We start from the raw sequence: 14032 nt of genomic DNA on the forward strand, positions 1-14032 counted from the left end.
CCACTTCTCTTTCCACCTAAAAAACAGCCATTCCGCATTAAAAACGACTTTATCTTATCAATGCCTTTATATTCCTTCTATTTTACCCGTTCAGAAATGCCTCGTTGCGATCTATCAGCGCGTTCACCGCCGCCACTGAAGCTGCGGAACGCAATCCGTCGGCAGGCGTGTGCAGACAGTAGTCCACCAAGCGATCCACCGTAGAAACCGCCACGTGCATCCGCGTGTCGCTGGAGGCATAATAGATGTATACCGTACCGTCGTCATCGGCTATCCATCCGTTCGAGAAAAGCACATTGGACACATCGCCCACCCTTTCCCCCGCCAGCGGAGCCAGCAGATAGCCGGCTGGTTCAGCTATGACGCGCCACGGTTCATCGGCTGCGGTCATATAGAGATAGAGCACATAGCGCAGTCCGGCGGCACATCCGCGTACTCCGTGCGCCAGGTGCAGCCATCCTTGGGAGGTGCGGATGGGGTGCGGTCCCTCTCCGTTCTTCACCTCTTTGATCGTGTGATAATAACGGTGGTTTATTATCATTTCGTCCTTCACCTCCGCCCGGGTGATGTCGTCTATCAACGCCCATCCTATTCCTCCCCCATTTCCGGCATTAATAAAATCATCCTGCGGACGGGTGTAGAGGGCATATTTCCCATTCACAAATTCGGGATGCAACACCACATTGCGCTGTTGGCTCGCCGCTTTCAAGTCGGGCAACCGTTCCCAGTCCACCAGATTGCGCGTGCGTACGATTCCCGCCTTTGCCACCGCCGCCGACAGATCTCCCGCCGGTGCCTTGTCATCATGGCGTTCGCTGCAAAAGATACCATAAATCCATCCATCCTGGTGAGCGGTAAGACGCATATCATACACATTGGTTTCCGCCGGATCCACATCGGGCAATACCAGCGGACGTTTCCAAAAGTGGAAATTGTCCACCCCGTTAGGGCTTTCGGCTATGGCAAAGAACGACTTCCGGTCTGCTCCCTCCACACGGACCACCATCAGATACTTTCCGTTCCATTTCAGGGCACCACTGTTCATGGTAGCATTAAAGCCGATACGCTCCATACAACAAGGGTTGGTGGCAGGGTTGAAGTCATAGCGCCATTCCAGGGGAATATGCTGGCGTGTCAGTACCGGATAAACATAACGGCGGATGATACCGTTCGTTTCTTCCTGCATTTCATTAGGACGTTGCAACAACGCTTCATGGCGTTGGCGCAATGCTTCTATTTGTTTTTTGAAATATCCGTTCATATCTTATTTTCTTTTCATTGTTATCAATCCATCTTTTACAGTAAAAGAATGCTATCCAAGCATCTAGAATTATACTATTTTATCAAAAATCAATCATATTCTATACAGTGTTGTTATTGGTTCTCAGGATAAAGAGACATACGGTAAACCCGCTGGTAAATCGCATCTTCCAATTCCAACTCAAACACAACATCTTGTGTTTCAGGATCTACTTCTGTCACGCGTGCACCACGATTGCCATTGCTAAGCACATTGCTCATTCCCGGACAAATTAATCTGTTACCCGTTTGTTCCAAATATTGCACCCCGGAACGGGCTGGAGTAAAATACGCGGCACCACGCTCTTTTCCATACTGCCAAACTTGGCGAACCGTACGGTTCACTTCATCCACTTCATATTCTATGCCGCAAGTATAAATATTTTTCCTGTCTGTAAAATCCAGTTTGAAGTTACGCCCATAACCATTATTGAAATAAAGAATGTGTCCATTAGGTAATGGGACAGCTGTATGACATCCCCAAGGCCATTCAAAATCATCACAATTCTTCGTTCCGGCTATCACCTCAGGATCAGTAATAGGAGTCCCGTCGGCATAAAGAGGATTCAATAATAATTTCAAGTATTTATCTCTCCAATACCCATGAGGCGATATAATCCACTCAATACCTCCAGCTTTATTAAACTTAAAGATTCCTTGATAACGAGCTGTAGCCAGATAATCATCTCCCCACTCTACTATACCATTATTATGCGCCCAATTACTGGCACTTTGTGCAAAAGGGTCTGAGGTTAGATCATAATCGGTCATTCCATAGCGAGCCGAATCCAACATGTGCACCAAATCCCATTCTTGCAATATCTCCCCTTTTTCGGGATCCATCATAATAATAAAATCATTTATCCGTACATCTTTCCCATTGGCGATTTTAGCGGAAGTCTTGCTCACAGTCGCTAATATATTGCCTTGCTTATCTTGAGATATGGCATGATGCATAGTGTATCCCCTTTCCAGCATATCCCAATTATGAATTGTACTTCCCATCATATCCACCTCCACCATCCGATGATGGTTTCCGTCACCGGTCATATAATGTCCGTTCTGCATCCGGATCAATCCGCACCCGATTCCGATATATCGATGTTCATCCGACTTCTCCCAATCAAGAATCCAACGGATTTCTCCGTCTGCATCTATCATATAAGGGATAGAAGTGTCTGTTTCATCCTGTCCGGGGGAGTTTACCAAATTCATGCCTGGCTCCATTCGGTCATATTGAGCCTTTACCACTCTGATTTCCTTAGGCAGCCTTCTGCTTTCCAATGTTTTCGTCTGAAGCTTTAGATTGGACCGAGCACGTTCATTTCCTTGCAAATCCGTATAAATTAAAGTGATCTGGTTATTATAATTGGGATAAAGTCCCAATACCGGAATATTCTGTTTTAATCCTACATCTTTAAATGTATATTCCACGTCAGGCGTATGCTTTCCCGGTTTGCTGTGTACAATCAGTTTAATGCGTCCCAATACAGGTAATTTTACAACTACACTGGCCGATAATGGATTGCAACCGGAAGGATTGACTGTAGAACTCAATATCAAGTTGTCAATCGAAGTACCTAAGGTAGGTATAACATAAGTGCTTCCATTGGCAAATGTCAAAGTCGTTTTCCAGTTTTCCGCATCCACATCTACACTTTGGATTAACTCTTGCGGAAAAATTATCTTATTGGACTCGAATAACAAAACACATTGTTCACGTTCTTGAGAAACAGATTTCAATAAATCATTTTCCTTCAACTGGTTTTGTATATCCTGCATAGCTTGGGTACAATCCTGTTCTTCATCACGACATGACAAAAATACAAATATCATAACCAACAAAGAGCATAAATAATATCCTTTCCTTTTCATTTGGCTTCATTGTTTTTATGGGAGTGTGTCAAAACTAAACCGGGCCTATCCCATCGTCAGTTGTAGGGGAAGGGTTTACCTGCCCGAAGACACAAAGCAAACTGTTTTCGGGCGAGCGGACCTCGCCCCTGCGAACTAAACGATGGCATTATCCACGTTTTGACACACCTCTCATACTTTTTAATTATCAGTTCAATACAATCATCTCCATTCCGGCTTTTGCTCCAAATTCAAATTAGCGTCCACCTCTGCCTGAGGTATCGGGAAGTACAAGAATTTAGCTTCAAAATGGTCAAATCCTTGTGTATCCGAAATGCGGTCTGTCGGTTTATATCCTACCAATTCCTTTTCACCACTTTCATTTTCTTCGTAAAGCAATTCATAATGTTGAGAATCGGTCTTGCGTTCGTGCATGATAGCTTTCAACTTAGCAGGATCATTTCCGTACCAACGAACCATATCATCCCAACGTATATTCTCTCCGGCAAATTCCAGCAATTTCTGTTTCTGGAGTTCTGTCATTATAGCATCTTTTCCACTCAAGTTTTTCTCCGGCAGCCCGGCACGTACACGAATCCGGTTAATATCTTTCATTGCTCCGCTTTCATCATTGGTTTCCAGACAAGCCTCAGCGTGGAGCAACAAAACTTCTGCAAAGCGCATAATACGTAAATTGTTGATACGTCCGGCATCGTTAGAATACATCGTACATCCTGTGGGAACCCACCAAGCTGCAAACTTCTTCATCATGAAACGCCCTTGAACACCCTCGATAACCGGATAAGCAGGAGCATATCCTTGCTTGGCAATACCATATTTGCCATCGCCTTCGGGCAGTACCGTCCATTTAAACATATCATCAAATTCCACTTTACCACCATAGAATTTTTCATCCGGCTTCACATCACCGAAATCAGAATATTTAAAGAAGCACGTAGTGTACAAACGCTTATCCCATTTGGAATCAGATCCTTCCGGACGCTGTTCGGAAATGAATTCTTTTATCAAATAGGGAGAAGGCTGCATCTTATACCAACCACCGCCAATATTCTCACCTTTCAGTGTCGGGCCAAAATAATGAGCAAGGTTGTTTCCCATAAACGAGTCGTCACTAGTGCCATTGCCCCAAGAGTCACCCGAATTACCTTTGGCATCATAATTGATTTCCCAAATAGATTCAGCATTAAATTCCGTATCGTCACGGAAGTTGTCCTCATACTTTTGAGTCAAATCGTAACCATAACCATTCATTATAATTTCAAACTCATCCTTAGCGGCCTGATAATCCCCTTTCCAGATATAAGCTTTACCCAACATGGCAATAGCCGCACCTTGAGTTACACGACCGTTCTCATCGCTTGAACGAAGCTTAGGCAAACGAGACTTGGCTTCCTTAAAGTCTGAAATAGCCTGTTCCAGCACTTCATCACCGCTAGACAGTCCATGAGTTTCCGGATCTGCATCCTGCGGGAGAGTACGGATAACCGCATCACGATAATCAGTACGCAAACGGAAGTACCAGAATCCACGTAAGAAATAAGCCTCACCTATCATTTGCTCACGTTTGGTTTCGTCCATATCAACCGTAGCCGCACGATATATGAATTCGTTCGCCATCTGAATGCCTTCATAGATGTTTCCCCAGCTCAAATCCTTTGTATTCGTTGTGTTGACAAACGACAAATATTCCCAAATATAAGGTTCTTCTCCGCGAGTGGGGTAAAGGTCGTCACCGCGCATCTGAAGATGCATGATACCTTCCAACCCACCATAATATCCACTGGTCATACGGCGGAAAGGATTATAAACTGCGGACAAGCCTTTCATCACATTATCCTCGGATGTCCAGAAAGTGGTCGGAGTCTGACGGTTAGGATCAATCTCATTCAGAAAGTCATCACTACAAGAAGACAACAACATTGGAGCTACAGCCAATGCAGCTATGTATTTTATAAAATTCTTTTTCATATTCTGCAAATATTACTTATTCCTAATTAGAAATTTACTTGTAAACCAAAGGTGATAGTACGTGCCATCGGATAACGACCGTCATCACAACCACGGGTCATTACACCCGAACCACCTGATGTACCGGCACCATCGGCATCTACCATACCCAAGTCAGGAGTATATCCTTTATAATCGGTTATAGTGAAAAGGTTTTCCATAGCCGTATAAACACGCACATTCTGCAAACCGGCTTTAGATACCCATACTTTGGGCAACGTATAACCTAATTCCAAAGTCTTCAAGCGCAAGAATGAACCATTTTCCAACCAACGGTCCGTATAGCCCCAGTTTGTACCATTAGGATCGCTAGTACCAAACAAACAGCGAGGAATGTCAGAATGATTGTTTTCAGTCCAGCTGTTCATGCGTTCTGCATATTGGTTTCCCGTTGATTCATTATAAACCGTACTATAATACTGGGCATTGTAAATCTTGTTGCCAAAGTTTCCGTCAAAGAACATATTCAAATCCAAACCTTTCCATTCAGCACCCAGACTTACACCCAAGTTAACTTTCGGGAAAGCAGAGCCTACATCCTGACGGTCATTATTGTCAATCTTACCATCTCCGTTATAATCCACGAAACGCAAGTCACCCGGTTGTGCATTAGGCTGGATCTTATTACCGTTCTTATCCACATACGCATCAATTTCTTGTTGGCTTTGGAATACACCATCCGTCTTTATCAAATTGAAATAACCTATGGAATGACCGGTCTTGGCATAAGTAATCGTTCCTTTGGCATGAGGATTGAATCCCTGCCATTCATCACGACTTCCGTTTACTTCCGTCAGTTCATTCTTGATAAAGGTGGCATTGACACCTACATGATAATACAAATCGCCTACATTATTACGGTGATTCAATGAAATTTCAAATCCTTTGTTTTCTACTGTACCTGCATTTACTGTAGGATTCCCACTCAAGCCAAAACTCAAAGACTGCGGCATAGACAACAACATATCTTCTGTTTTCTGAATAAAATAATCAGCACTGACACTGAACTTATTGTTCAAGAAAGCAAAATCCAAACCCAAGTTCAAGGTCTTCGTCTTTTCCCAAGTCACATTCATGGGTGAAGTCCATTCCTTACCGGTAATGGCACCTTCCCAAAGTTCTGTGCCCATCATGTTATTCATACCTTTATAAACAACAGACTGGGTAGCATAATTGCCAATGCCGCTCAAATTACCCAATACACCATAACTGGCACGAATTTTCAATTCATTCATGGTTTCCTTGATATTTTCAAAGAAATCTTCATTCATCACATTCCAACCCAAAGATACAGACGGGAATGTGCCCCAGCGGTTTCCATCTGCAAATTTGGAAGAACCGTCCCGACGAACAGAAGCAGACAGCATATAACGATCGGCATACGAATACATCACACGCCCAAACATAGAAATCATTGTATTGGCCCACGCGCTACCCGATGTATTTTGTGAAGAAACCGAACCGGCGTCAATCACAGAGAAACCTTCCGGGAAACCCTTACGTCCTGCACCAAAACCACGCGCATTGTTACGCTGGGCAGAATAACCCACCAAAGCAGAAACCGTATGATTGCCAAACGTATTATCATAATTGATTGTATTTTCAATCAACCAATCGTTCTCCCAGTCTGTACTTTCCGACAATTCCGCTTCATTCTTTTGTGAAGTAGAACTGAAATAATAAGGAGAACTATAGGCATAATTACGTCTTGTATATTTGTTTATACCTACATTGAATTTATATTTCAATCCTTTCAAGAACAAATCCACTTCGGCATAGCCATTCAATAAAATGTCTATTCCATGTCTTTGGTAATCATAGGCTTCTGTCCAACCTACAGGATTATCTCCTCTGGTCCATTCCGGAGCGACACCCCAAGTGCCATCTTCACCATATACATTCCACATAGGCACAGCTGTCAGAGCGGAGGTATATGAAACATCTTCGTACTTCTTTTTATAGAATTTCATCATCAACGTAGTCCCCATACGCAAATGATTATTGAAAAAAGAAAAAGTATTCTTAGCACGAATGTTCCATGCCTCATAACCGGTAGTATTCACAATACCATCCTGGTTAAGATAGCTTCCCGACAGATTATAGGTCGAAGTCTTGTTTCCTCCAGATACATTCAAGCTAACCTTGCTCACCATAGCCGAGTTATAAAGTTCTTTCTGCCAGTCTGTTCCAGCACCTCCATTCCAATTCAGCAACCCTTCTGCCGAACTATAACCGGTAGCCTTTGCCAAATCGCGAAGCTGATTACCATCCATTACATCAATGTATTTGGCAACCATCTGAACGCCTGTATAGGCATCCACTGTTACACGGGCAGGAGTTTCCAAACGACCGCCTTTAGTAGTGACCAATACAACACCATTAGCAGCACGAGAACCATAAATAGCAGCAGCCGAAGCATCTTTCAACACTTCAATAGACTGAATGTCAGCGGGATCAACCATATTGATATCACCATACACACCGTCAATCACATAAAGCGGACTGGTGGCACTCAATGAACTGATACCACGGACATTAATATTCAAGCCTTCCCCCGGCTGACCGTTGGCAGCCGACACAGTAACACCGGCAACTCTTCCTTGCAAAGCAGCTGAAGCACTACGTGCAACATTTGCCTGTAACTCTTTACCGGAAACAGAAGCGACCGCACCTGTCAAATGGCTTTTCTTCACTGTACCGTAACCGATAACCACCACCTCGTCCAACAATTCACCTTCCGACAATTTCACATTAATCACACTGCGGCCATCAACCTTAACAGTTTGCTCCTGATAACCTACATAAGAGAAATTCAAAGACTGACCGGAAGCGGCCTTAATGGTATATTTGCCATCAAAATCGGTAATCACGCCATCCGTAGTTCCTACTACAACAACAGCCGCACCAATCAACGGATTATTCTCCGCATCCGTCACTGTTCCGGTAACAGTAATTTGCTGAGCATAGGCACATATACTAAGTATGCACAGCAACCATGTAAATGCAATTTGTTTCATAAATAATGTATTAGAGTTTAATTAAAAAATATTGCTGTAAAATTAACTAAAAATAGATTTCCAACACGTTATTGCTTTCGCAAACAACGGTAATGCCCCATGGATGGAAGAATAGCAGCTGAAATTAAGAATGTCTTTGTTTTCATAGTTATTTGAATTAAAAATTAACATTGCAAAGATGGCAATTCAAGCAAGCAGGAACAAATACAATTCAAGCATTAAACAATGAAATCTTATCAATATCAAAAAAAATTCTTCAAGACAATGGAAAACACATCTGAATTGAACGTGAAATATAAAATTTTTCCTACACAGTATTCTTCTAATTATCAACCAATTACTGTGAAAAAACATCCATAAAGGCTCTCAACCGGTAGGTAAGCGGCGGTATCGTTCATCAATGTACAACACAACAACCGCCACACACAAAATGACAAAACTTCAATAGATGTATTTTATCAACAGGATGCAACCGTGAAAACAGTCTTATGACTTTATTGCTTCACCTTGGTGAAGCAACCGTTTCACAGAGGTGGCAACGGCACTTCACTTGAGTGAAAAGGCACGTTCAGCCGAGTGGTGCAACAAATGATGCAGTCTTCTTGCATGGAAACTCCCATCCCCTTGCACGGATACTGCCGTACATATATAAAGATTACGTACCCGACATGGAAACCGATATCCGACGAACCGGCTTCTGCAAGGAAAAAACGAAAAAGTACTTCGTGGGGATACAGGAAATTCCGTCACCGCATATTACTGTTTATCAGCGCAATACAATGACGGAACAAAAAACTATTGCAGCGTAGAAATAAAAACAGAATCAACGTTACAAAGACGAACTACTCAACACAGTTCCGGTATAGGAAACCACGCTACGGGCCGGCAATGTCAAGGTATAGACACCATCGGCAGGTTGAACAGCTTCCACCAGCTCCCATTTACGGGTGTCATCGGTGACATAGCCTTGCAAAGCACCGGAAACCTGAGCGCTTTCAAGAGCCAACGAAATAACTACTTCATGATCCGCAGGGTTGATGGCTACAACCGTGTAACCGTTGTCACCATATTTATAGCCAGACACCATATAGCCTTGTTCGAAATCATATTGCGCCGAGATGCGCTTGCTTCCTACAGGGATGTAACGGGAGAAGTTGCCGAACACCTCGCAACGCTTGGTCACTTCATAGTCCACGCGGTTTTTTTCAATGTTAATCAGCCCCTCGGTGGTTCCGCCATCCGGTATAGCACCTGCCCACCACACAATAGCGCCGGTATTGGCCTCACACAAGAAACGATGGAACTTCTTCGCCCATTTCAAGCCACTGGTCATGGTAGCATCATAACTTTCCGTAGGATCGCTGATTTCGGTCAACCACACGGGAATTCCCTTCGATTCGGCTTTGCTGAACGGTTCAATGGCAGGATCTTTCCCGGTCACAGGATCCACATAGCCGTGTCCGGCGGCAATGACGGGAAAGTTGGTGATTTTAGGATTCAGGTTCAGAATGTCGCGCACATAATTTTTACTGCCCATGATAAAGCCCAGAATGGCAGACCACTGGGCATTCTCGCCAAAGATAATCCGGGTTTCGGGATGGGTCTGTCGCAACTTGGGACCTAAGTTATTCACAATGAACGGTCCCAGCGTAGTGGTACCGGGAAGCCAGAGGCATGAGTTCCAGCTTGCCGCATACTCGGGCTCGTTGGCCGGAGAGATGGCATAGACAGGCAGACCTGCCGCTGTGTAGGCATCACAGAAATTGGAAAGATAGTCGGCAAAGGCCTGGTAGCTGCCGCGTTTCAAAAAACCTTGCGAGGTACTGCCGTTGCTTTTCATATAAGCCGGAGCAGACCAAACGGAAAAGATGAGTTTGTCCACACCGTATTCCTGCTTCGCTTTTTTCATGATCCACAACTGTCCGTTGCGCTGTGCGATGCCTTCGGCAACACGATTCTCATCACGGTTGAAATCAATATCGAAAAAAGGATCGTCCAAAGACAGATTGATATCCTCGTCCATATTAAACGTGGTTTCATCGTAATGGGGGAATACCTCGCCCCTGAGGATACTGAGGCGAAGCCCGTCCTGTCCGAACATCACATCCATAATCTCCTGACGCTTGCGGTGGGCATAAAGATAGTCGGACCAGCCGGCCTGCGCCACACCAAAACCATCGATGGTTTGTTCTTCGTTGTTCCACTGAAGAACTACGTCGGCCCCCAAGGTACTACGTGCATCGGCCGGGATTTGTTCTGCCGGAAGAACATCGGTAACATCGGTACAGGCACAGAGGCAAGCGGCGGAAGCCGCCACGGCAAAAAGGTAAGATAGCTTTTTCATGACACTTGTCTTTTTTAAGGTTAGTATTCAAAGTTTTACCAGGTTGTAACCCAAAGGCAAAGATGGAAATTTACCGACAGACAAACCAATACTATCCGAACATATACTTATGATATTTTATCAAAATAGAGACCGTCAATATGAGAAGCCTTGTTCTGGCTATCCGAATAAAGAAAAAACAACTTACAAGCCGTTCGTAGTACCGCAAAAAGACACGGAACATTATTTCCAGGCATTCAAATCCTACAACATCCCCGAACTTTCAGAAAATCCGTTTTCTTTTAGTGCTGTCAAAATCAGGCAAGTCCATGAGAAAGTTCCGGCCGAACCTTTTAAATGATAGTCTTGTTCTTACGATAATTATCACGGAACTCTTTAGGAGTCACTCCTTTTTTCTTTTTAAAGATACGGTTGAAATTGGATAGATTATTAAAGCCACAATCATATCCTATTTCAGCTATTGACAAGGAAGAATCAACCAAAGCACGTGAAGCGGCCCCCAAGCGGATATCAGTAAGGAAATCGATAAAACTTTTGGAAGTATGCTGTTTGATAAAACGACAGAATGAGGCCTCGCTCATATTTACCATTTTAGCCACATCTGCAAGACGGATCACTTCCGAAAAATGAAAATGAACATAATCCAGCACCTTGTTCAACTTCTCGTTAGTATGCTCTTTGGAAACAGAGTTAATGGCAAACTGCCCGGTTGACAGCTCACGCATCCCTTTGTCCAATGATAATTCATGAAGAATAACAAGCAGTTTTATCAAGGAATAGAAACTATCGTTCTCGCAAGACAGCGTTTTCAACAACGGGCGGACTTTTGCGATAGTCTCCCTGCTGAACACGATTCCTTTACGGGCACGGTGGAAAAGTTCCCGAATGCTGATCATCTGGTTCCTGTTCAGAATCTGGTCGGAAAGCAGATCGGAATGAAACTGAATGGTTATTTCATGGATATTCTGCGGCTTGTTGTTATAATCCCTCCAAGCATGTTCCAATTGAGGATTGGTGACCAGCACCAGTTCCTCTTCTTCTATTTCTTCTATGGAGTCTCCCACAATGCGTTGTGCGCCTTTTGCATTCTCAATATAGTTCAGTTCATATTCGGGATGTATATGTATAGGAAAATTAAAATTCGATTTCTGACGCTCTATCAAAATAAAGCAATCCTTGGCCGACAAAGGTGACACTTCTTTGAACAATTCTGTGTTTATCATATTTCTCTTTCACATTAGATCTGATCTTGTATAGCAAAGATAACATGAAATATGAAATCGGAAACAAAAAAGTGAGCATATTTTTATACTAAACCTGCAAAAGTACCTTCTATAAAAACGTAGATAACACAATACACAAAAACGAGAACCGTGTTATCCACGTCATTTCCATGAGGTTGCTTCTATTTCAGACAAGCCTTCATTGCTTTAATGATCGCTGAGTCAAACCCTTCGTGATCCAATTCATTAATCCCCTTGATAGTCATACCACCGGGCGTACACACCTTATCTATTTCCACACTGGGATGAGTATCATTATTCAATATCAAGGAAGCGGCTCCTTTCACAGACTGGGCAACCATTTTCTGTGCATCTTTCGGATAGATCCCCAATTCAATACCTGCCTGCATAGCTGCCTGAATATATTTCAAGACATATGCGATACCACATGAAGTCAAAGCCGTAGTAGCAGCCATCTGACTTTCAGGAATAAGCATAGCCAATCCTAATTCATTAAAGATATCCAGCATCAGTTGTTCTTGTTCCTTACTGGCGTTACGACTGGATATCAAAGTCATACTTTCCAACTGAGAAATAGCAGTATTGGGAATCAAACGGAATATGGTCTGTTCCGGACCTACACTCTTTACCAGCTGTTCGAAAGTTACACCACCTGCAATAGAAACCAATACTTGCCGGGGAGTCAAATGAACCACACTCAACACTTGGTCTATCAACCACGGCTTTACAGCCAGAATAACGATATCGGCATCCTTTATCGCTTTCGGATTTTCCGTTGTCACATTAATCTCCGGATAATCCGCCTGTAGAGTTTCCAGACTTCCGCTGAACGGATCGGCTACTGTTACATCACTCGCTGGAATGATAGTGCCTTGGGCAAGGCCGCGAGCAATGGCCCCTCCCATATTTCCCGCACCAATAATTGCTACTTTCATATTATTAAAGATTAAGTCTATAGCTACAAAGATAAGGGAAAAAAGGAGAAGAACGTATTATGAAAAGCTAAAAATAAAATTACTTTGAAGAAGATGAAATCAAAAAGTCTCGCCGGAACCGAAATGTTTCCTGACGAGACCTTATTTTCTTTCGCTGATTATTATCCCTCTTGAATCTCCAGCTTATACCAACACTTTACGAAAGCGTTCAATAAATTCATCAGCCTCAGCCATAGTCAGACACAAAGGCGGGAGCAGACGGATTACATTCGTACCACTGACTCCGGTAAATACTTTCTGTTCGAACAGCAGACGCTGACGCAGTTCCTTAATCGGTTCGTCAAATTCCATACCGATCATCAAACCTTCGCCACGCACCTCTTTAATCTGTGGGAATTGTTTCAATTCTTTCAGCAGATGAGCACCTACCTTGGCAGCATTCTCTACCAGGTTCTCACCTTTCATAACATCCAGCACCGCGATAGCAGCAGCACAAGCCAGGTGGTTACCACCAAAAGTGGTTCCCAATTGTCCATATACGGGTTTGAATTTCGGACTGATCAGGACACCAGCCATCGGAAAGCCATTGCCAATCCCCTTTGCAACCGTAATCATATCGGGACGGATACCTGCATGTTGGTGAGCAAAAAATTTACCGCTACGCCCGTAGCCGGATTGTATTTCATCCAAAACAAGTACTGCATCCACTTCTTCGCAAGCCTTACTCAGTTCTTTCAAGAATTTCACTTCCGGAACCTGAATACCGCCTACTCCTTGAATACCTTCAATAATCACCGCACAGACATCTCCTTTTGCCAATTCCGCTTTAGCTGCTTCTATATCGTTCAAAGGCAGATAAGTCACATGCCCATTGTCATTGATTGGGGCTATAATTTTCGGATTGTGGGTTACCTCCACTGCCAGTGAAGTACGTCCATGAAATGCTTTGCAAAAAGAAAGCACACGTTTGCGACCATTGTAAAAAGAAGCCAGTTTCAACGCATTTTCATTAGCTTCGGCCCCACTGTTTATCAAAAACAATTGATAATCATCATAACCCGAAAGTTTCCCTAAACGGTCTGCCACTTCCTGTTGTAGCTTGTTAACCACCGAATTGGAATAAAATCCCAACTGTGCAACCTGCTTGCTTATCATTTCCACATAATACGGATGTGCGTGACCGATAGAAATAACCGCATGACCACCATACAAATCAAGGTATTCCGTACCTTGATCATCCCATACATGACAACCTTTTCCCTTGACAATGTTTATGTCAAAAAGAGGATATACATCAAATAATTTCATAAA

Annotated in this window: 8 protein-coding genes; all 8 read right to left on the minus strand. The window is 43.4% G+C overall.

From position 1 onward, the window contains the following. Window positions 1–82: 82 nt before the first annotated feature. Window positions 83–1261: a glycosidase gene (locus RE317_RS05720; protein ID WP_008667549.1), complete on the minus strand. Its 1179-nt coding sequence runs from the start codon at window positions 1259–1261 to the stop codon at window positions 83–85. A 113-nt stretch (window positions 1262–1374) separates the two neighbouring features. After that, window positions 1375–3174: an aryl-sulfate sulfotransferase gene (locus tag RE317_RS05725; RefSeq protein ID WP_117873321.1), complete on the minus strand. Its 1800-nt coding sequence runs from the start codon at window positions 3172–3174 to the stop codon at window positions 1375–1377. 201 nt (window positions 3175–3375) lie between these two features. After that, window positions 3376–5142, minus strand: coding sequence for a RagB/SusD family nutrient uptake outer membrane protein (locus RE317_RS05730; protein ID WP_008667554.1), 1767 nt, complete (start codon window positions 5140–5142; stop codon window positions 3376–3378). 26 nt (window positions 5143–5168) lie between these two features. Beyond that, entirely contained in the window at window positions 5169–8198 is a 3030-nt protein-coding gene (locus tag RE317_RS05735; protein WP_008667556.1) for a TonB-dependent receptor, read from the minus strand. An 829-nt stretch (window positions 8199–9027) separates the two neighbouring features. Beyond that, the gene (locus RE317_RS05740; protein ID WP_008667561.1) at window positions 9028–10542 is read right to left on the minus strand and encodes a glycoside hydrolase; all 1515 of its coding nucleotides are present in this window, start codon (window positions 10540–10542) and stop codon (window positions 9028–9030) included. Between the two features lie 332 nt (window positions 10543–10874). Next, on the minus strand, window positions 10875–11765 hold the full coding sequence (locus RE317_RS05745; RefSeq protein ID WP_005841048.1) for an AraC family transcriptional regulator: 891 nt from the start codon (window positions 11763–11765) through the stop codon (window positions 10875–10877). Window positions 11766–11947: 182 nt separating this feature from the next. After that, complete coding sequence (gene proC / locus RE317_RS05750) at window positions 11948–12721, minus strand: pyrroline-5-carboxylate reductase (protein ID WP_005841046.1); 774 nt, start codon at window positions 12719–12721, stop codon at window positions 11948–11950. A gap of 183 nt (window positions 12722–12904) precedes the next feature. Then, on the minus strand, window positions 12905–14029 hold the full coding sequence (locus RE317_RS05755) for an aspartate aminotransferase family protein (RefSeq protein WP_008667563.1): 1125 nt from the start codon (window positions 14027–14029) through the stop codon (window positions 12905–12907). Window positions 14030–14032: the final 3 nt, after the last annotated feature.

The sequence above is a fragment of the Phocaeicola sp. GP0067 genome, from assembly GCF_031119655.1.
In the GTDB taxonomy this organism is placed as follows: Bacteria; Bacteroidota; Bacteroidia; order Bacteroidales; family Bacteroidaceae; genus Phocaeicola; species Phocaeicola vulgatus.

Coding starts and splice junctions, on each gene's coding strand:
- RE317_RS05730 (WP_008667554.1), bottom strand. CDS start 5,142: ATGAAAAAGAATTTTATAAAATACATAGCTGCATTGGCTGTAGCTCCA.
- RE317_RS05720 (WP_008667549.1), bottom strand. CDS start 1,261: ATGAACGGATATTTCAAAAAACAAATAGAAGCATTGCGCCAACGCCAT.
- RE317_RS05755 (WP_008667563.1), bottom strand. CDS start 14,029: ATGAAATTATTTGATGTATATCCTCTTTTTGACATAAACATTGTCAAG.
- proC (WP_005841046.1), bottom strand. CDS start 12,721: ATGAAAGTAGCAATTATTGGTGCGGGAAATATGGGAGGGGCCATTGCT.
- RE317_RS05725 (WP_117873321.1), bottom strand. CDS start 3,174: ATGAAAAGGAAAGGATATTATTTATGCTCTTTGTTGGTTATGATATTT.
- RE317_RS05740 (WP_008667561.1), bottom strand. CDS start 10,542: ATGAAAAAGCTATCTTACCTTTTTGCCGTGGCGGCTTCCGCCGCTTGC.
- RE317_RS05745 (WP_005841048.1), bottom strand. CDS start 11,765: ATGATAAACACAGAATTGTTCAAAGAAGTGTCACCTTTGTCGGCCAAG.
- RE317_RS05735 (WP_008667556.1), bottom strand. CDS start 8,198: ATGAAACAAATTGCATTTACATGGTTGCTGTGCATACTTAGTATATGT.